The 19,055-nt window shown below is 53.4% G+C and carries 18 protein-coding genes; 10 read left to right on the top strand and 8 right to left on the bottom strand.

What is annotated here, in order from left to right; all coding sequences use genetic code 11:
- Positions 1-4: 4 nt before the first annotated feature.
- From AB7933_RS14330 to rfaH, 7 genes are all read right to left on the bottom strand, one after another.
- Positions 5-1,213, bottom strand: a complete 1,209-nt coding sequence (locus tag AB7933_RS14330; RefSeq protein WP_024074909.1) for a glycosyltransferase WbuB — start codon at positions 1,211-1,213, stop codon at positions 5-7.
- Positions 1,213-2,190 carry a GDP-L-fucose synthase gene (gene fcl / locus AB7933_RS14325; RefSeq protein WP_024074908.1) on the bottom strand — a complete coding sequence of 326 codons (978 nt, stop codon included), beginning with the start codon at positions 2,188-2,190 and terminating at the stop codon, positions 1,213-1,215. The genes AB7933_RS14330 and fcl overlap by 1 nt, the downstream gene beginning before the upstream one ends.
- A 2-nt stretch (positions 2,191-2,192) precedes the next feature.
- Positions 2,193-3,314: a GDP-mannose 4,6-dehydratase gene (gmd, locus tag AB7933_RS14320; RefSeq protein WP_024074907.1), complete on the bottom strand. Its 1,122-nt coding sequence runs from the start codon at positions 3,312-3,314 to the stop codon at positions 2,193-2,195.
- Between the two features lie 69 nt (positions 3,315-3,383).
- Positions 3,384-4,319, bottom strand: a complete 936-nt coding sequence (locus AB7933_RS14315; RefSeq protein ID WP_024074906.1) for a glycosyltransferase family 2 protein — start codon at positions 4,317-4,319, stop codon at positions 3,384-3,386.
- Positions 4,316-4,885 carry an acetyltransferase gene (locus tag AB7933_RS14310; RefSeq protein ID WP_041160909.1) on the bottom strand — a complete coding sequence of 190 codons (570 nt, stop codon included), beginning with the start codon at positions 4,883-4,885 and terminating at the stop codon, positions 4,316-4,318. The genes AB7933_RS14315 and AB7933_RS14310 overlap by 4 nt, the downstream gene beginning before the upstream one ends.
- Entirely contained in the window at positions 4,882-6,027 is a 1,146-nt protein-coding gene (locus AB7933_RS14305; protein WP_041161166.1) for a glycosyltransferase, read from the bottom strand. Before AB7933_RS14305 ends, AB7933_RS14310 begins: the two co-directional genes overlap by 4 nt.
- A gap of 249 nt (positions 6,028-6,276) precedes the next feature.
- A complete protein-coding gene (gene rfaH, locus AB7933_RS14300; RefSeq protein ID WP_219734135.1) occupies positions 6,277-6,810 on the bottom strand; it encodes a transcription/translation regulatory transformer protein RfaH in 534 nt (177 codons plus the stop codon).
- A 358-nt stretch (positions 6,811-7,168) separates the two neighbouring features.
- Between rfaH and AB7933_RS14295 the strand changes: the two genes are divergently transcribed.
- From AB7933_RS14295 to AB7933_RS14250, 10 genes are all read left to right on the top strand, one after another.
- Positions 7,169-7,609 (top strand): low molecular weight protein-tyrosine-phosphatase, encoded by a 441-nt coding sequence (locus AB7933_RS14295; RefSeq protein WP_024074902.1) that lies wholly within the window; start codon positions 7,169-7,171, stop codon positions 7,607-7,609.
- A gap of 42 nt (positions 7,610-7,651) precedes the next feature.
- Positions 7,652-9,877 (top strand): polysaccharide biosynthesis tyrosine autokinase, encoded by a 2,226-nt coding sequence (locus AB7933_RS14290; protein WP_024074901.1) that lies wholly within the window; start codon positions 7,652-7,654, stop codon positions 9,875-9,877.
- 196 nt (positions 9,878-10,073) lie between these two features.
- Positions 10,074-11,396, top strand: a complete 1,323-nt coding sequence (locus AB7933_RS14285; RefSeq protein ID WP_024074900.1) for a UDP-glucose dehydrogenase family protein — start codon at positions 10,074-10,076, stop codon at positions 11,394-11,396.
- 170 nt (positions 11,397-11,566) lie between these two features.
- Positions 11,567-12,805: a hypothetical protein gene (locus AB7933_RS14280; protein ID WP_024074899.1), complete on the top strand. Its 1,239-nt coding sequence runs from the start codon at positions 11,567-11,569 to the stop codon at positions 12,803-12,805.
- Positions 12,806-12,958: 153 nt separating this feature from the next.
- Positions 12,959-14,269, top strand: a complete 1,311-nt coding sequence (locus AB7933_RS14275; RefSeq protein WP_143036969.1) for a hypothetical protein — start codon at positions 12,959-12,961, stop codon at positions 14,267-14,269.
- The gene (locus AB7933_RS14270) at positions 14,266-15,048 is read left to right on the top strand and encodes a glycosyltransferase family 2 protein (RefSeq protein ID WP_024074897.1); all 783 of its coding nucleotides are present in this window, start codon (positions 14,266-14,268) and stop codon (positions 15,046-15,048) included. Before AB7933_RS14275 ends, AB7933_RS14270 begins: the two co-directional genes overlap by 4 nt.
- Before the next feature lie 17 nt (positions 15,049-15,065).
- Positions 15,066-16,214, top strand: a complete 1,149-nt coding sequence (locus tag AB7933_RS14265; protein WP_024074896.1) for a glycosyltransferase family 4 protein — start codon at positions 15,066-15,068, stop codon at positions 16,212-16,214.
- 239 nt (positions 16,215-16,453) lie between these two features.
- Complete coding sequence (locus tag AB7933_RS14260; protein WP_024074895.1) at positions 16,454-17,596, top strand: acyltransferase family protein; 1,143 nt, start codon at positions 16,454-16,456, stop codon at positions 17,594-17,596.
- Between the two features lie 178 nt (positions 17,597-17,774).
- A complete protein-coding gene (locus AB7933_RS14255) occupies positions 17,775-18,083 on the top strand; it encodes a hypothetical protein (protein WP_024074894.1) in 309 nt (102 codons plus the stop codon).
- Positions 18,080-18,412, top strand: coding sequence for a hypothetical protein (locus AB7933_RS14250; protein WP_024074893.1), 333 nt, complete (start codon positions 18,080-18,082; stop codon positions 18,410-18,412). Before AB7933_RS14255 ends, AB7933_RS14250 begins: the two co-directional genes overlap by 4 nt.
- Here AB7933_RS14250 and AB7933_RS14245 read toward each other — a convergent pair.
- Positions 18,364-18,984, bottom strand: coding sequence for a phosphatase PAP2 family protein (locus tag AB7933_RS14245; RefSeq protein WP_024074892.1), 621 nt, complete (start codon positions 18,982-18,984; stop codon positions 18,364-18,366). The two genes, AB7933_RS14250 and AB7933_RS14245, sit on opposite strands and share 49 nt — an antisense overlap.
- Positions 18,985-19,055: the final 71 nt, after the last annotated feature.

The raw sequence follows: 19,055 nt of genomic DNA, 5'->3' as shown, positions 1-19,055 counted from the left end.
CCCATCAGACCTGTGCCAGAAAGCGTTGCAGAATGCGTTCCTTGTCGAGGAACTCCTTGGCGTAGTTCAGCGCCACCTCGTTGCGCGCGGGCAATGCCAGTGCCCGCTCGATCCCTGTGCTCAACGCCGCGACGGATTCCGGTTCAGTCAACACCGCAATGCCGGGGTGTTCCTCGCACAGGCGGCCGAGGGTGGTGCCAGGGTCGGCGGTGATGATGGCGTGGCCGCCCACCGCCAGAATGTTGGTCAACTTGGAAGGCAGCACCGAGTCCGCCACCCCGCGCTTCTGGATCACCAGGTGCACGTCGGCCGAGGCCAGCAGCGCCGGTAAATCCTCGTAGGCCTGCAACGGCGCAAACAGCACATTGCGCAGGCCATCACGCTGCACACGCTCAAGCAAGCGCGCCTTGCCGGTGCCCTGGCCGACGATCAGGAACACCAGCTCCGGGCGATCGACATGGGCCTGGGCTGCATCGAGGATCAATTCCAGGCCCTGCTTCTCGCCGATATTGCCGGAGTACAACAACACCTTTTGGCCGGGCGCCACACCCAGGCGTTGCAGCAGCCCACGACTGTGGGGCACCTGGCGAAAGCGGGCGGTTTCCGACCAATTGGGAAAGAACAGCAGGCGCTTGCTGCTCACGCCTTTGCCCCGGGCCTTGTCGAGCATGCCGCTGGAAATCGTCGAGACCCGGTCAAAGCGCCGCAACAGCCAGCGTTCAAGCCCAAACGCCAGGCGACGCATAAGGGAGCCGCCACCGAGGCCGAGGCCGAACATCGCGTCCACCTCGTAGTCCTGGATGTGCAGCACCGAGCGCGCGCCACTGAGCTTGGCCAACAATAGTGCCTGGGGCGCACAAAACAGGGTGGGCACTACCAGGATCACCAGGTCCGGTTTCCAGCGCAACTGCCCCATGACCGCAAGAAAAGAACTGGCGGAAAAGCTCATCAGGTGCAGCAACCGCGTCAGCGCACGAGGCTGGCGCGGTACATACAGCGGACAACGAATCACCTTCACACCCTCATCCTGCTCGGTGCGAAAGCGCCATGGCGAATACCCCTCGCCCACCTGCCACAGCGGGTAATACGGCGGCGCCGTCACCACCCGCACGTCATGCCCCTGGCCCGCCATCCAGCGTGCCTGTTCACCGCTGTACTTGCCGATGCCGGTGAGCTCCGGGCTGTAGTTGATGCCGTACAGGAGGATCTTCATCAGTAGCCCCGAGGCTGTTCAAGGGCCGCGAGGTAGGCGTTGTAGGCGTCGCGCAGGCCCTCCTCCAGCGGCACATAGGCTTCCCAGCCGAGGGCGTTGATCCGGCTCACATCCAGCAGCTTGCGCGGCGCGCCGTCGGGCTTGCTGGCGTCAAAGCGTAACTGCCCCTTGAAGCCGGTGACACGCACCAGCGCCTGGGCCAGTTCGGCGATGGTGCAATCCACCCCGGTGCCGACGTTCAAATGCGAACACATCGGCTGGGTCTGCTCGCGGTGACGTTCCTGGCTGAGTTCCATCACATGCACGCTGGCCGCCGCCATATCATCCACATGCAGGAACTCGCGCCGCGGCTTGCCACTGCCCCAGATCACCACTTCCTCATCGCCGCGCTGGGTTGCCTCATGGAAGCGCCGCAGCAAGGCGGCGATCACATGGCTGTTCTGCGGATGGTAGTTGTCGCCCGGCCCGTACAGGTTGGTGGGCATCACGCTGCGGTAATCGCGGCCATGCTGGCGGTTGTAGCTTTCGCACAGCTTGATCCCGGCGATCTTGGCCACCGCGTAGGGTTCGTTGGTGGGTTCCAGCGCGCCGTCCAGCAACACCGCTTCGATCATCGGTTGCGGCGCATGCACCGGGTAGATGCACGACGAGCCAAGGAACAACAGCTTTTCCACGTCATGGCTGTGGGCAGCGTGGATCACGTTGGCCTGGATCATCAGGTTCTGGTAGATGAAATCGGCCGGGTACGTCGCATTGGCGTGAATCCCGCCGACCTTGGCAGCCGCCAGGTACACCTGGTCCACACGGTGCCTGGCGAAGTACGCCTGCACCGCCGCCGGATCGAGCAGGTCCAGTTCGTCACGGCCGGCGGTGAGCAACTGCGTGTAGCCCAGGGCCCATAGGCGCCGCACGATGGCCGAACCGACCATGCCGCGATGGCCGGCCACGAAGATCCGCGCATCAAAGTCACGTGCCATGCTCAGTTCTCCACTGCAATCGGTGCGTCATGCCCGTGCAGGCGCAACAAGGCGTGGCGCTGGGCGATTTTGAGGTCTTCGCGAACCATCTCCGCGCACATTTCCTGGGCGCTGATTTCTGGCACCCAGCCGAGCAGGCGCTTGGCCTTCGACGGGTCGCCCAACAGCGTCTCGACTTCCGCCGGGCGGAAGTAACGCGGGTCGACGCGCACAATCACATCGCCCACCAGGATACCCGGCGCCAGATCACCGTCGATCTGCTCGACCACCGCCACCTCTTCCACGCCCTCGCCAACAAAGCGCAAATGCAGGCCCAGTTCCGCCGCAGACCAGCGAATAAAGTCGCGCACCGAATACTGCACGCCGGTGGCGATCACGAAGTCCTCGGGGTGCTCCTGTTGCAGCATCATCCACTGCATGCGCACGTAGTCCTTGGCGTGGCCCCAGTCGCGCAGTGCATCCATGTTGCCCATGTACAGGCATTGTTCCAGGCCCAGGGCGATGTTGCTCAGGGCGCGGGTGATCTTGCGGGTCACGAAGGTCTCACCGCGACGCGGCGACTCGTGGTTGAACAGGATGCCGTTGCACGCATACAGCCCATAGGCTTCGCGGAAGTTCACGGTGATCCAGTAGGCGTACAGCTTGGCCACCGCGTAGGGCGAGCGCGGGTAGAACGGCGTGGTTTCCTTCTGCGGCGTTTCCTGCACCAGACCGTACAACTCGGAGGTCGAGGCCTGGTAGAAACGGGTCTTCTTTTCCAGGCCCAACAGGCGGATCGCCTCAAGGATGCGCAAGGCACCCAGGGCATCCACATCGGCGGTGTATTCCGGCGAATCGAAGCTCACCGCCACGTGGGATTGGGCGCCGAGGTTGTAGATTTCGTCGGGCTGGATCTGCTGGATGATGCGCGTCAGGTTCGACGAATCCGCCAGGTCGCCATAGTGCAGGATCAGGTTCTTACGCAGGGCCTGCGGGTCCTGGTAAATATGATCGATGCGCTGGGTATTGAACGACGAAGAACGTCGCTTGAGGCCGTGCACGGTATAGCCTTTTTCCAGCAGCAGTTCTGCCAGGTACGAGCCATCCTGACCGGTGATCCCGGTGATAAGCGCGACTTTATTCATGTCTGTCTCCCAATTGATAGGCGAGCGAAGGCCGACACCCAGACTTGGGTGTTTGTTAAAAACGCTCAGTTACTTCGGTGTGGGCAGGTTCAAGTTATGTCCGGTCAACTTTGATAGTTCCCGGACAATGGCTTCCTTATCGTTTAAGTGCGCAATCGCGGTTTCCAGTTCGAGCACTTTGGCGCCCACCAGAAAGCGGTACCAATAGCCCTGGAGCAGGTGATAGACCAGACCACTGCGGCCATCGAGAAACCCCAGCTGGATGATGTAGCGCCACAGGAAATACGCGGTAGAACTCAGGGTGAATGGCACGCGGTTATATAGGCGGTTTTTCACAAGGCGCTTCGCCCTGGCCTGGAACGAACTCTGCCCGGCATGCAAGTCGTCACGTATTTCAAACAGCCCCAGCCGTGCATTCAGCACTTCAATCGCTTCACGGGTGGCATAGCCGTTGTGCTTGTGGGTGAAGAAGGTCAAGTCATGCAAATTGTGGTCGGCAAAACCGCCTTCCAGCGTGATGGTGCGGCCCTCGGCCACCGAGATGTGCTCGTCCATCCAACGGTCTTCGATACGGCCTTTCCCGGTACGCCACAACCGCAGCATCTTCAACGGATAGCGGCCGCCATGACGCACCCAGCGCCCCATGAAAATATGCTTGCGCTTGAAGTTGATGCCGGTGATGTCACTGGTCAGTGTGGGCAGCCGGGTATTGATGGCGGCGGCCAGGTCCGCCTCGATGATCTCATCGGCGTCCAGACGCATCGTCCAGTTGCCGGTGATCGGCAAATGGTCCAATGCCCACTGGAACTGCTTGGCCTGGTTGACGAACGCATGCTGCACCACTAGCGCACCATGGAGCCGGGCGATGTCACAGGTGTCGTCGCTGGAGAACGAATCCACCACCAGCACTTCATCGCTGAAGGCACGCGCCGACTCGATGGCTCGGGCGATGTGAAGGCTTTCGTTATAGGTGAGGATGATTACGGTGATGGTTTCACGCGTCATGGCATCACCTCGTGCAAGTGTTGTGTGCGGTGGCCGATTTGCCGGGCGGGATGCCCGGCGTGGACGGTCCACGGCTGCGCAATGCTCTTGATCACCAGGGTGCGGGCGCCCACTACCACGCCATCGGCAATACAGACTCCAAGGGTGACGAACGCGTCGGCGCACACCCACACATGCTCCCCCAGCACAATGGGCTTTGCGTACAACTGAAAGTTTCGACTGTTGTAGTCGTGGGAACCGCCGCACAAATGAGCGCCCTGGGAAATGACGCTGTAGCGTCCGATGGAAATCATGGCCATGTTGTAAAGATTGGTGCCATCGGCAATACCAACATGATCACCGAGTTCAAGATTCCAGGGTGCCCACACTTTCGCGCGCGGATAAACATGTACACCTTTGCCCAGGCGTGCGCCGAACAGTCTCAGTAAGAAGGCTCTCCAGGCATGAAACGGGCGCGGACTGGGCCGAAACAGCAACACGTACACCATATTCCAGAGTTGGCGACGCACCCTGTGCACGAACGAAAACGAGGGCGAGTGATGGGGGTCATTGCCTTGAAGAATCATGGGAGGCACTCCCGCACGATCTCCAACAGACGCTGAGCCCCACGTCGAATATGAAAGCGCTCGGCGAAGCACGCTTGGGCTCGCCCGGACATTTGACCGTAGCCGGGCAAGTCGAGTCGCAACCAGCGTTGCAGGTTTTGCACGGCGCCAGCAGCAGTGTCTTCGCTGACAAACCCTACGGCGTCCTTTTCGATTTCACGCCAGATATTGACCTTGTTACTGATCAGCACCGGTTTGCCACAGGCCAGCGCCTCCGCCACGACTACGCCGAAATTTTCCTGATGTGAAGGCAGGCAAAATACCTCGGCCGCATAAAACGCCCCCCACTTTGCCTCCCCCTGCAACATGCCAGGCCACGTCACTCGATGAGCCACTCCCAAGTCCAAGGCTTGGGTCTTCAACGCCTGTACCCAGCCCCCTTGATCAGGGCCGGCCATGACCAGATGCAAACGCTCATCTTGCCCTGCGACCTGGGCAAATGCCTGCAGCAGTTGGTCGCAACCTTTCTTTTCATGGATACGACTCAAGAACAGGATCACCCGTTTGCCCTTCAACTCCGGGTGGTCATTGACGAAAGCCTGAGCCAATCGTGCATCGTCCGACGGCGGGCTGGCGGTACCGTAAGCCGTTATCGTTTCATTAGCCCGGTATAACCAGAACGACTCACGCGCACGGATTTTCTCTTCTTCACTGGTAAATACCACGCGCTTCGCATCCCTCAGCACCCGGTACTCACCCCACGGCCAATACAACCATTTCTTCAAATGCTTGAGTGGATAAGCGTGCTTAAACCAGGGATCAAGCATCCCGTGGGTATACACAATGTAGGGTCGGCCCAACTTGTTCAGCACCTGGCGAGCGACGAAACCGTGGTACTGCCATAGTCCATTGATGATGAAAAAGTCATAGTGCCGTGCGTGCTGTTCAAGCCACTGCCGAATGTTTGCGTTCAAACCGTAGCCAAATCGGCTCGGCCCCATGAAGTGCACCGTTCCCGGATAGTCGACAGCGAAATCCGCATCCAGCGTCAATACATCAACACGATGCCCGTCCTGAACGAGGACCTTGTCAATTTCCCGAGCGGCATTAATAGGACCGCCATTTTCCGGTTTAACCGAAGAGATGATTCTTAATAACTTCAAGTGCTGTCCGCTCATCCGTTGAATAGATTCAGGTCTTCTTACAAGTAGCAAGATCCAGGTAGACAGCGTTCACGCCTGACGATCAGGTATTGGCCCTGCCTTGAATAAAGTCGGCAATATGAAATTCGCACACTGACAAACAACCCACTGTTATCTCAGGGACCGCACTGAATACGCTTTCCTGCCACCGCGCCACATCAAAGAGTGCCGTGTTGGCGCGCCAGGTGATTATTAACTATTAGTGAGTAGTTAAAGCCTGCTAACGCCCGCCAGCGGCAAACTGAATACCTGCTCTCCTAGCAGGAAATTCATCAGCAAAACAACCCTCTCACTTCCCTCCATTGTCAGAAAGATCGCCTTCAACTCGGCAAAGAGGCCTTCATTAATACGCACTGTTTCCCCGGGAGTAAGGCATGCCGCTACGGGAGCATCGCTATTGCGCTCGTAAAGCTGCGCAATCAACACATCACGGACCGGCAGCGGCTTACCACCAAATGCCACAACCCGTAATACTCCACGGGTCGAACGCAGAGGCCCCCAATTGTCGTTTGAACTGACTTGGATAAATAAATAGCTGGGAAAGAGAGACTCACAAACCACCCTTCGTTGCCCTTTTAGAATCCGCTCACGCCGATGCGTGGGACGAAAACAGGTATAGCCTTGTTCGATCAGATTATTTTCAGCTCGCTCATCCTGATTCGCCTTGCATTGGACCAAATACCAGGCAGTGGAACCAACGTCCTCACTCTGGATAATCGGAATGCTTGTCGCGTCATGTGCCAACACTTTCAGCCTCCAACTAAGCAAGGTTAACGGACTTCCTGCACACTAACGTCAAAAACAACTAACTCACTTTATACCGAGCGACGCCCAAAAAAGCCATGAATGTTATTTTTTGTCAGTTGGAAACTGAAGTGTTATTTTTTGTCGAACTTTAAAAGCTGGCGAACTTCGAACAATATGGCATTAAGTACACAGGTGATATTTAGGGTTGCTGTTACGGCGCATTCAACGTTAAGCTTCTCAACGTGAATCCCTCTAAGCAAATTATTCAACTGACGCTTAAACCTTACAATACCCCTCAGCATTCTCGAATGGGTTAGTTCACCTGAGCACTTGTCTACGCGCCAAGGAGGTTGCCGTGTTTAAAAAAATTCTGGTCGTCTGCATCGGCAACATATGTCGCAGTCCTACTGCAGAAGTTTTGTTACGTGAAGCCCTCGCTCGCTCCGACATCGAAGTTAGCTCGGCTGGCCTCGCCGCCCTGGACGATAACCCTATCGAGCCTACTGCGCGAATGGTCCTTGAGGAACACGGCTACGTGCCCACTGCGCACAAAGCCAGTCAACTGACCTCAGAATCGGTATGTGGGTCGGACATTATCCTGGTGATGGAGCAAGGCCATATCAAGGGTGTTTTGAACATCGCCCCCGAAGCACGGGGAAAAGTCTTCTTGCTGGGTAAATGGCAAGACAACCGCGAAATCAGAGACCCCTACCGTCAAGGGAAACCTGCTTTTGTACATGCTTATACGTTGATAGAAGAAGCCGTACAGGCATGGGCACAGCGTCTCGCACGCTGAGTGTCATTCACCACATAGTCATCAGGGCCGATAAACTAACTTATGCAACAGTCAATCGTAGTGAATGCGCAGGATTATGACGATGACGAGATTGATCTTCTCGGCATGTTCGGAACGATGATAGATCACAAATGGTTGATTATGGCAATTACCGTGATCTTTATGATCGTGGGCATTGCGTATGCGCTGTTGGCCTCGCCCATCTATCAGGCGAATGCGCTGGTGCAAGTTGAGTCCAAAAAGAATGACCTGCTCGGGTTCTCGGATGTCAGCAGTATGCTGGGTAAAGAATCTCCTTCTACCACCGAGATCGAACTGATCAGGTCGCGTGCAATTATTGGCGAGACGGTCGATAAACTACAACTTGATATTGTCATCGTTCCGAACTACTTCCCTGTGGTAGGTGAGTTCATTTCTCGCCGTTTCAAAGGGACGGCTCAGGGCGAGGTCGCCAGCCCGTGGCTGGGTATGAACAGCTTCGCGTGGGGCGGAGAGTCTCTTAAGGTGTCTCAACTCAACCTGCCGGAAAGTCTACTCGGTAAAAAACTGACCCTCGTCGCCGGCGACAGTGGGGATTACGTACTGCTCGACGAAGACGGCAATCTGTTGGTGGAGGGCGAGAGGGGGCAAGCAGTCAATCAGCGGGGGATTAAACTTCAAATTGATGAACTGCGCGCGAATCCAGGAACGAAGTTCAGCGTTGTCCGCAACCCTCGTCTGAACAGCATTTTGGAATATCAAGACGCCTTGGATGTGCTTGAACGCGGGAAAGAATCAGGCATTCTCAATCTTTCACTGGAAAGTAAAGACGCGAGAAAATCGGTAAAGATACTAAATACCATTGCTGAGCTTTATGTACGCCAAAACGTGCAACGCACCTCGGCAGAGGCTGCTCAAAGCCTGGACTTTTTGAGAGAAAAGCTCCCAGAGATCAAAAAAGATCTGGAGAAAGCCGGGAATGCGCTGAACCAATACCAGACACGTAACAAGTCCGTGGACATCAGTCTGGAAACCAAGTCGATCCTTGAGCAGATGGTCAATTTGGATACCAACATATCCAACATGAAACTCCAGCAAGCGGAGATGGATAGAAAGTTTACCCCTGAACACCCCGCTTACCGCGCTCTTTTGACGCAGATCGGTGAGTTGACCGAAAAACAAAAGATGCTGGAGAGAAAAGTTACCAGCCTACCCGCCACCCAGCAGGAATTACTCAGCCTCACTCGCGATGTTGAGGTTGGCACTGAGGTCTACACACAGCTGTTGAATAAATCCCAGGAACTTGACGTCATGCGGGCGGGCACCGTCGGAAACGTGCGCTTGATCGATACTGCGGATGTGAATATTCAGAAGCCCGTCAAACCCAAGAAATTCTTGATCGTACTGGGCGCTACCCTATTCGGCGGTTTCTTCGCTGTGGCCCTGGTGTTATTTCGAAAAACATTGAACAAAGGGTTGGAAAACCCGGATGCGATCGAGCAATTAGGCTTGCCAGTGTATGCCTCTATTCCCTACAGCGTGTTGCAGGAATCCGAGGAAGCAAAGACCCATCGAGGTCAGGGCCTTTACAAGGCTGCCGCTTTGCTCACCCTGTCTCATCCTACCGACCTGGCGATTGAAGCGCTGCGCAGTCTGCGCACCAGCCTGCACTTTGCAATGCTGGAAGCACCTAACAACCGTTTGATGATCTCCGGTCCCAGCCCGCTGGTGGGGAAAACGTTTGTCTCGGCAAACCTCGCCGCGGTGATCGCGCAGTCAGGGCAGAGGGTCTTGTTGATCGATGTGGATATGCGAAAAGGCTATTTGCATAAAGTACTGGGAACGCCGGCAGAAAATGGGCTGTCCGACTTGCTGGTTAAACGCTGTGATCTCATCACCGCCATACACAAAACGGATATCGAAAACTTCGATATCATCGGACGAGGGCAAATCCCTCCCAATCCGTCGGAACTGTTGATGCACTTCAACTTCAGTGAATTGTTAGATCAAGTCAGTGCCCTTTACGACCTCGTAATTCTTGATACACCGCCACTATTGGCAGTGACAGACGCCGCCATTGTTGGACGCCAGGCCGGTACCAGCTTGATTGTTACGCGCTTTGGCATGAGCCCGGCCCGTGAAATTGAATTGACTATGCGTCGTTTCTCTCAAAATGGCATACACCTGAAAGGTGCCATCTTTAACGGAGTTGAAAGACGAGCGTCGGCAGCTTATGGTTATTCAAACTACGGCTACTATCACTATGACTATAAGTCCGACAAGGCTTAAAGCGCCACCCACTGCAGGTGATTCGATTTTTCCAGTTTCACCGTGTATTCAGTAAGCGCCTACTGAGCCTCTATCGGCTTGGATGCAATTAACTAATCAATCGATATCGCTCTCAGGGACTAGCAGAACATCCTGGGGCGGTAGCGTGCCCAACACATTAACTTTTCGCACTTAAATACTTCCATAGAGAATCGACATGAAAGTCACCGTTTTCGGCATTGGTTACGTAGGGTTGGTCCAAGGCGCGGTCCTGGCCGAAGTCGGTCACGAGGTCGTCTGCGTTGATATTGATGCTGATAAGGTCCAACAACTCAAGCAGGGGCACGTACCGATCTACGAGCCGGGCTTGGAAACCTTGGTAAAAGAAAATTACGCAGCGGGTCGTCTCACTTTCACCACAGATGCAGCCTCAGCCGTGAAACATGGTGATGTGCAGTTTATTGCCGTTGGGACGCCACCGGATGAAGACGGATCGGCCGATTTGAAGTACGTGCTCGGCGTCGCCGAAACAATCGCCCAGTACATGGAAAGCCATAAGACAATCATTGACAAATCCACCGTGCCCGTAGGAACGGCCGACAAGGTCAATAGGCGTATCGTGGAAGTCCTTGCTCAGCGAGGACGTGAAGAACTGACATTCGAGGTCGTGTCAAATCCCGAGTTTCTCAAGGAAGGCTCCGCAGTCGCAGACTGTATGCGCCCTGACCGCATTGTCATCGGCACTGACAGTGCATATGCCGAGGAGGTCATACGTGAACTGTATGCACCGTTCAACCGCAACCATGAAAAAATTATTGTCATGGATGTACGGAGTGCCGAACTCACGAAATACGCGGCCAATTGCATGCTTGCCACCAAAATTAGCTTTATGAACGAAATGGCTAACCTTGCGGCGATGCTCGGCGCGGACATCGAGATGGTTCGCCAAGGCATAGGTGCTGATCCCCGTATCGGCTACCACTTCATCTACCCTGGTGTCGGTTACGGCGGATCGTGCTTTCCGAAAGATGTACAAGCGCTGATTCGCACAGCCAGCAGCGTCAATTTCGATGCCAGCATCTTGAAAGCAGTTGAACACCGGAATAATGAACAAAAAACCCTCCAGTTCAAACAAATCCATAAGCATTTTTCGGGTGATCTGGTGGGTAAGACATTCGCTGTCTGGGGCCTGAGTTTCAAGCCCAACACTGATGATATGCGTGAGGCCCCCAGCCGAGTACTTATTGAAGCGCTATGGGACGCGGGAGCCAAGGTTAGTGTCTACGATCCGGAAGCCATGGAAGAAACCCAGCGTATCTATGGCGTCCGTGACGATCTGAATTTGTGTGGCACCAAGGAAACGGCACTGAAAGATGCAGAGGCACTGGTGATTGTTACCGACTGGCCAGCGTTCAAAGCACCGGACTTCGAGTTCATCAAACAGCAGCTCCACCAGCCCGTGATTTTCGATGGTCGTAACTTGTATGAGCCCGCACGAATGAAAAAGAAAGGCATCACTCATTACTCCATCGGGCGATAAGTAAATCAGGCCTACAGCCCCCTCGAACGATCGAATTCACCATTGACACAAGCCCCCTGCCCCACCCAAACCAGAGATCTTATGCTGTGCGTCTAGATAATCGACTTCGAAGGCTGGTCAAGAATATTTTTGGGTCCGCGGCCGCCCGATTATTTAATCTGTTGATTGTAATGGCTCTTATCCCGCTCACTATTAACGCGCTGAGCGTGGTTGATTATGCATTTCTGTCAATGGCGATATCGTTATCAGTACTGTCCGCCTACGCAGACTTTGGTATTGGCTTGGCCATTGTCAACACCCTTGCGGGAGAGAGCAAAGATTCAGTGTCCGAAGGCTCACGCAAAGCGGTTTCGGTGGTCTGGTTTACATTACTGACGATTGCATGCGTGGCCCTGATCGTGACGGGCGGGTTAGCACTGTGGGTCTACCACTACGCGCCCATCGCTGACATTGCACGCTATCAGGCGATGTTGTTGGGTTCCGCCTGCGTCTTCGTGGGTTTGCCATCAGGGCTCATCCAACGGATTTTGTTCGCACGTCACCGTACGACGGAGGCTAATGCCTGGACCACCAGTGGACGCCTGCTGTCCCTGCTGTTTGTATGGGCTGTGGTAGAGAGCGGAGCCGCAAACTTGTCACTGCTCGTCTTCGGGGTGATTGGCGTACCGGTGATCATTGGCTGGGTTTCAGTGCTGGTGGTATTTCGTAGAAGCAGCATGAAACTGTTGGTGCCTCGATTTAAATATTATGACCACACCCTTTTAAAACCTTACTTGATAACGGGGCTGTCATTTTTGATTCTGCAGGTCGTTCCGTACGCGGAAGTAGGCATAAATACCTTACTGGCCGGCAGTTTGATCGGCATCGACATCGTCCCCTCGCTGGACGTGTACACCCGGCTGTATACCTATGTACCCGCCCTCGTCTCCATTGCGCTATTTCCCCTCTGGCCAGAAATTGCCAACGCAAAAGCGGAAGGGAATGGCGCCTGGATTCTAAAGATCACCCGCTGGGCTTATTACCTTACAGGGACGCTGGCGTTCATCATCAGCTTGGTTCTTTTGCTCTTCGGGGAACGACTGGTCAACGTGTGGACCCACCAAAACCTGACACTTCCTTCCCCCGTGCTGACCGGCATGGCGGTGTTCGCAGTACTCACGTGCATAGGCACTGTACAGTCGATGGTATTAAACGGTGCGGGTGTCATCAAGCAGCAGGTACAGCTCTACATCGTGTACTTATTCATTTTATTCACGGCAAAAGTATTAGCCACCTCTACACTGGGATTAGTCGGAATGATCTGGTCATTGAATGCTTGCCAGGTACTCAGGCTGGTGGTCGGAGGAAGCCTTCTCAGAAGCCACATCAAACTGACGCTCCCGAAAAATTTGCAGACAACCTGTCCTTAGCTAATAAAAAATCGCGATCGGGCTTCTCTAAAGTGGATCAACGCTCGTCGGCTTATTTATTAGATAGTGAGCGTAAACAAACTCACGACACCTTTTTCAATGGACAGCCTCGCGCAACTACCGCGCCACCTTATTGTGACTGGGACTATTCGCATGCCCGATCTTTATCCTCTACCAGGTCGACCCACGGTGCTACCTTCGCTTAAAAAAACTATCGACCTGAAAAGATCTCGACTGAAAATGGCACTCCGTTTGACGCCATTATTCATCGGTTTTTTCTCCAGCCAGAAATTGTCCTTCGGCGGTGAGATTTATGCAGGAGAGATCCTTGCGCTCATTTATCTGGCGTTGAACCTGGGCCGGCTTAAGCTGGGAAAGGGTATTGGCACACTTGTTGTATTCGGTATGATTTGGACCATTTGCCAATTTATTTCCGATCAAGTCAATCAATCCGAAACCGTAGACTCGGTTAAAGGTATTGGCGCGCCCGTTATCTTTCTGTGTACGTTCGTGGCCTTATCGACATATTTTGATCGTGACATCCGGCGCATGCCATCTTTTTTAATCGGTGCCTATCTCGGCGCTATCCCTCAATTTATTTTATTTCCCAGTGAGTACTTCCTGGGCAATGCTTGGAAATGGGGGATAGGGCAACTGGTCATCGCACTCTTTGCCACGATTTACACTTTTTTCATTGCGCGGAAAAAAAATGCCCATCTCATCCTGTTGATATCGATTTTTTCAATCTTCAGTTTTTTTAACGATTCACGCAGCATGGCCATTTTTCCACTTCTCGCGGTCACCGCTTATACACTGCTCAGTCGAAAACGTCTTGCAGCAGCCCTCAACAGTATGAAAGGACCATTTGCCGCGACTAAAATGCTTTTTTTTATTTTTGCATTCCTTCTATTAATCAATGCCGTCTTTACCTCGATTTTTTCATCAGACTGGTTCCTGGATAAACTGCCCGAAGAGTCGGCGAAGAAATTTCAGATTCAGGCCAGTGGTGAATATGGCGCTCTGCTCGGGGGGCGCAGTGAAATGCTTGTGTCTGTGGGTGCTTTCCTCGACAAACCCTTATTGGGACATGGCTCATGGGCAAAAGACACAGGGGGTTATCAGGACAAACTGACCGCGCTTAAATTTGCATTGGGCTATTCGGAAAAAGACGAAGCAAACTACAACACGGATCTCATACCGGTTCATTCCTACCTCATGGGTGGACTGGTCTGGGCTGGCGTTGGCGGTGGTCTTTTCTGGATAGTCATGAGTCGCTGGTTATTAATCGAGTTTATTAAAAACTTCAGATTTCTCGGATTTTATTTCTATAACGGCATCATAGAGTTGTTCTGGAATATTATGTTCTCACCCTTTGGTGCGAGTGCACGGTGGAGTACTGTCATATTCATTGCTGCGCTCTACTGCTACTCAAGACACCTGTCAAAGCACGGAAAACCACATTGAAAATCTCAATTGTCACCATTTCATTTAACCAGGCTGACTATCTAAAAAAATGCATAGACTCAGTCCTGTCACAACATTTCAACGACCTCGAATATATTGTCGTTGACCCTGGCAGCACTGACGGTAGTCGAGAAATAATCGAGTCGTATGGGGATCGATTAATTAAGGTTTTCGAAAAAGATACTGGTGCCGCCGACGGCCTTAACAAAGGATTTTCACGCGCCACTGGCGATATTTTCGGCTTTATCAACTCCGACGATGAGTTGCTTCCTGAGGCGTTGGAAAAAGTCGCTGAAGCTTTCCGGACAAACACTCAAACCAGCGTTATTTCTGGTTGTGGTTACTTTGTTGATGCCTCTGGCGCGTTTATAAAATCAATTACGCCATCGAAATTTACGGCTTGGCGGTACGCGTATGGCGCAGTTTCAGTCTTTCAACAAGGCACTTTTTTTCGTAGCGAATGGTTTAGAAAGGTAGGCGGCTTCAATACCGAAAATCGTACATGCTGGGATGGCGAACTATTTTTAGAGATGGCACTGGCAGGCGCCAGTTTCAACACCATGGGTGAAGACTTGGCTATTTTTCGCTTGCATGACGCCTCCATCACTGGGAGCGGGCGCCTGAATGAATTGTATGCGAGGGACGCTGATCGTCTTTTCCGCTCAGCGCTCAAACGGCCACGGTCCGAACGAGACCGTTACATTGCGATTCTGGCAAGGCTGCGCAAATGGCTTCTTGAGCCTTCATGGCTGATACGACGTATAGCCCGACTCCGATAGTTGCAGGATAACTTGATATGCATACCGATTCCCCCGCCCTTCGAAGACTGGTTATCTGGGAGCCGTCACTGTCCCCGCACAAGGCAGATTTCTTCACGGCACTGGCACGCTTGAACCCTCAACTGGAGTTGATTTGCTGTGCCGATAAAGAACTCTCTGAGAGTCGTCGCGCGCTCGGCTGGAGTGTTCCTGACCCAATAGGCTACACAACACTCGTTGCCCCCAATCTCCAAACTATCGAATCGTTAGTGGCAGAGTCCGTTTCAAGTTCGCTGCACATCTTTTCAGGGATAAGGTGGGTTCCAACGATCCTCAAAGGACTGACATCCATTAAAGCCAATAAAGCGCGCTATGCCATTATGTCTGAACCACGCGTCGCCTCAGGCTGGTCTGGTGCATTGCGGTGGCTGCAGTCCTGGGGCGAGGAACGCTATCACCGTCGCCACGCTGCGTTCATCCTGGCCATCGGTCGTAATGGACCACCGTGGTTTACATCGATTGGCTATCCTGCGGAAAAAGTCATTCCATTTGCTTACTTCATATCCCCTCCGATCGTGAAGTCCCATATACCGCCGCCTACCGAAAAACTCCGCATCGGCTACTTGGGACGTTTGGTGAAGTCAAAAGGTATATTTGATGTGGTGGACGCGCTGGCACAATTGAACGGCCGCGTAACGTTCGATATTGCCGGTGGCGGCCCCGAAGCAGAAGCAATGAAAGCCCACTGTATTTCAGCCGGCGTCGAAGCGACATTCCGGGGCGTATTGCCCATGAGCGAAATTAATTGTTTTTTCCGTCAGATCGATGTCCTGATATTAGCCTCTACCACGTCCGATGACGGGTGGGGTGTTGTTGTCAGCGAAGCCCTCATGTGCGGGGTCGCCGTTGTGGCCACCACAACCGTCGGCGCCTCGATAGTCCTGGACCGAAGTCTCTTTGGTCGCTGCGTTCCACCCAATAACCCTACTGCGATTGCCGATGCCATTGAACAGCTAAGAGACACAGGCGAACTAAAACCTGCCAAGAGAACGCTACGCACTACAACGGCAGTGAACATTCTCTCAGCGTATGCGGGTGCTGAATATCTCATGCAGGTGATTTCATGGAGTGACGGTCACGGTGCTCGACCGCAGGCTTTTTACCAGAAACATGACAAATGCAGTTAGTGGCCCCCCTCTCTCCTCAGTCGAGGACTCTTAACGTTCCGCCAGGTAATAACGGGCTAAAAACCTCAACCAACACGTGATAAAAACTCAATCCAGCCTGTTAGTTTTTGTCGAATTAAAACCGTCGCCGGCGATCAGGACTATGCGTATCGTCGCCACATCCACCGACTATAAGTGCATCGTTTCGCCTCGTGAAATTGGGCACACGATCAAGACCCATTAATGATCGAGCAGACAGTATGAACAATGCTTTTTTGATCGTTACTGCATATAGTATTTCCCTGCTTTTTTTAAGCGTGTCCTTTGCGCGTCTCAACCTCTTGACCGAGCATACCTTCTTGAGGTCTTCGCCCATTGATGCCCTTCGCGGACTGCTGGCCACGTCTGTGGTTTGTCATCATTTTGTTGTGACCTACCACTGGAAGGTCAGTGGGGTTTGGGAGCGTCCACAAAGTGCCATTTTAAATAATATGGGGGTGGTGCCAGTTTCGCTTTTCTTCATGATAACCGGCTTTCTATTTTTTGGAAAAATATACCAAAAAAATCCGCAGTGGAACCTTCTACTGAGGTCAAGAATTCAAAGAGTGATGCCACTTTATATATTTGTCGTCCTCATGGTCTTTGTCATTAGTCTTATGAAAACCGGTTTTGTTTTTGATGCCGACACCAAGGGACTCATAAAAGGCCTGGTGAGCTGGGGGCTTTTTGTCGGTTCGTCTTTTAATGGGTCGCCAGACAGCGTTCATATGACATCCGGCGCGCATTGGACACTCCGATATGAATGGCTTTTTTATTTATCTCTTCCCGCAGTGGCTGCTATTTTCAATAGGCGCTGGTACGGCAAATATCTCGCCTTATCAGTAACGGTAATGATAGTGGCGATCCCAGGCATTTACCTCGGCTTGGTAGTTCCTAAATTAGCCCTGCTATTCTTTATTGGTTTTATTCCCGCAATCATAAATATAAATTTTCCGGCGTTTTCGTCGTTTGCCAAATCGAGGACGGCGTCTGTTGTGGTTTTAGCTTTTATCGCCTCTGGGATGTTTATTGACCAAGGATATTCTATTTTCCAGATGCTGCTACTGGGTATCCCCTTCATCATGATTGCCCTTGGCAATACTATCTTTGGTGTACTGGAAAGCAAGGGGCTCAAGACCCTGGGCGAAGTGAGCTATAGTATCTACCTGATTCACGGACTGATTCTTTATATGCTGTTTTCAGTATTTAACGTATTTTCCTTCGAGAAGGGCAGCGCACTTCAATATATCGCATCATTACCGATTGTACTTGCGCTGGTCTCAGCTGTTTCCGTTTTGACTTTTTCCGCGATAGAAAAGCCATTTATCTTTGTAAGGGATAAAAAGCTCACAGCACTCCCCTGATGCGATCAGTTTATTGACTGGCTGTATGGACCTTCCTGCAAGTTGGGCGCGACAGCAAAATTGGCTGCTGACGTGCCCCAAACAACTATTGGCCACCCCTTCATGATCAGCGATTACTCATGCTCTGGGCCCTTTCGGTGGAGCCTGGGCTTATTGAACAACGCAACGGAGTACCCTCATGAAAAGTCCAAAGTTATTGGTAGAGCGCATCGGCCTATTTCCTTCTTCAGGGAATATACATATCGAGGTGAATAACTCGACCCGTGTCCTCGAACGCATGCAGGTGCTGTACGCCGACCACTCCCTGGACAGCGATGACTCCGGCGCCGGGCTGTCCATGGTTTTCGCCGACTGGCGTTTCAAGCTGCAGGTCAGTGATGCACTGTCGGTGTGCCTGTGCGTGGAAAGCCGTGGCGACAGCCAGTTCATGCAGGTCAAGACCGATGAGTTGCTGGCTAATATCTCCGGCACCGAGGAGCGGCCATGAACCTGTGGGAGGACCTGCGCCGTAGCCATGCCCTGAGAAAACTCACGGGCATTTTCGAAGGGCTTGTGGAGCCAGCAGTCGGCGCTCAGTACCAGCAGAACACCCGGGCAATAGGCTACTGGCTGGACCAGTTGCAAGGCAGCTCACCCCAGCAAATCACCCATGCGCTGCTCAAGCAGATGCAGGGTGCACAACGTCGGGGCGATATGCGGCAGTTCAATGCGCAAACGGTGCTGCTGGAACTGATGGTGGAGAGCAACCGCGCCCTGGACCTGGCGACCTATTCGGCCTTGCCACGCGCGGCGCCCAGACGCCAGGCCGGTTCCTGATGGGCTTGTTCGGCCCCTGAAAGGCTCACGGCAACGCGGTTGAGCAGCAACTCCGCGTTATATTTGGGCACCAGCGCACAGGCCAGCAAAAACACCAGCCCACCGCTCATGAACGAGGGGGATACCTTGACGTTGGCGGTATCAATACGCCAGAGAAAGGTAATCGCGGCGACGGCGCCCAGTGCGGCACCGGCCAGGGCTTCATTCAGTGGGTGTATATAGGGAGCGACACAATAAGCACTGAACCCGATACTTAGCGTGAGCGCCACACACGCCGCCGGCCAGCGCCACGCCAAATTGAACTGGCGCGCCAACATACTTGTTGCCACCGTCACCATTAAACAGGTGTTCATGGCATGGCCGCTTATTACTGCAATGTCCACGTGCTGGAAAGATAAACCCCACCCTTTGAACATTAACTTACTAGCCGCCACAATCGAATAAGTCACACCGACCGTCATGACCCACGCCCGAAGCGCCCAAGGGGAGGAATACCTTAACCAGACAGCAATCACCACCGCGGCCGGAATCATGACGGTGATACCGCCATATTGCGCAAGTTCTGCCCGCATCAATGCTCAACCTTCGAGGTGCCGTTTTCGGCGCCCATCAGACCTTAGCCCTGGGCAAAATACAACGTTAT

It is taken from the genome of Pseudomonas gorinensis (genome assembly GCF_042015035.1).
GTDB lineage: Bacteria > Pseudomonadota > Gammaproteobacteria > Pseudomonadales > Pseudomonadaceae > Aquipseudomonas > Aquipseudomonas gorinensis.
Note: the sequence above shows the minus strand (reverse complement) of the source record. Positions and strands in the feature narration are given on the sequence as shown.

Bases quoted from the DNA above. Each gene is read 5' to 3' on its own strand.
- AB7933_RS14310 (WP_041160909.1), bottom strand. From the start codon at position 4,885: ATGATTCTTCAAGGCAATGACCCCCATCACTCGCCCTCGTTTTCGTTC.
- AB7933_RS14245 (WP_024074892.1), bottom strand. From the start codon at position 18,984: ATGCGGGCAGAACTTGCGCAATATGGCGGTATCACCGTCATGATTCCG.
- AB7933_RS14250 (WP_024074893.1), top strand. From the start codon at position 18,080: ATGAACCTGTGGGAGGACCTGCGCCGTAGCCATGCCCTGAGAAAACTC.
- fcl (WP_024074908.1), bottom strand. From the start codon at position 2,190: ATGGCACGTGACTTTGATGCGCGGATCTTCGTGGCCGGCCATCGCGGC.
- AB7933_RS14315 (WP_024074906.1), bottom strand. From the start codon at position 4,319: ATGACGCGTGAAACCATCACCGTAATCATCCTCACCTATAACGAAAGC.
- AB7933_RS14285 (WP_024074900.1), top strand. From the start codon at position 10,074: ATGAAAGTCACCGTTTTCGGCATTGGTTACGTAGGGTTGGTCCAAGGC.
- AB7933_RS14265 (WP_024074896.1), top strand. From the start codon at position 15,066: ATGCATACCGATTCCCCCGCCCTTCGAAGACTGGTTATCTGGGAGCCG.
- AB7933_RS14255 (WP_024074894.1), top strand. From the start codon at position 17,775: ATGAAAAGTCCAAAGTTATTGGTAGAGCGCATCGGCCTATTTCCTTCT.
- AB7933_RS14280 (WP_024074899.1), top strand. From the start codon at position 11,567: ATGGCTCTTATCCCGCTCACTATTAACGCGCTGAGCGTGGTTGATTAT.
- AB7933_RS14290 (WP_024074901.1), top strand. From the start codon at position 7,652: ATGCAACAGTCAATCGTAGTGAATGCGCAGGATTATGACGATGACGAG.
- AB7933_RS14330 (WP_024074909.1), bottom strand. From the start codon at position 1,213: ATGAAGATCCTCCTGTACGGCATCAACTACAGCCCGGAGCTCACCGGC.
- gmd (WP_024074907.1), bottom strand. From the start codon at position 3,314: ATGAATAAAGTCGCGCTTATCACCGGGATCACCGGTCAGGATGGCTCG.
- AB7933_RS14260 (WP_024074895.1), top strand. From the start codon at position 16,454: ATGAACAATGCTTTTTTGATCGTTACTGCATATAGTATTTCCCTGCTT.
- AB7933_RS14275 (WP_143036969.1), top strand. From the start codon at position 12,959: ATGCCCGATCTTTATCCTCTACCAGGTCGACCCACGGTGCTACCTTCG.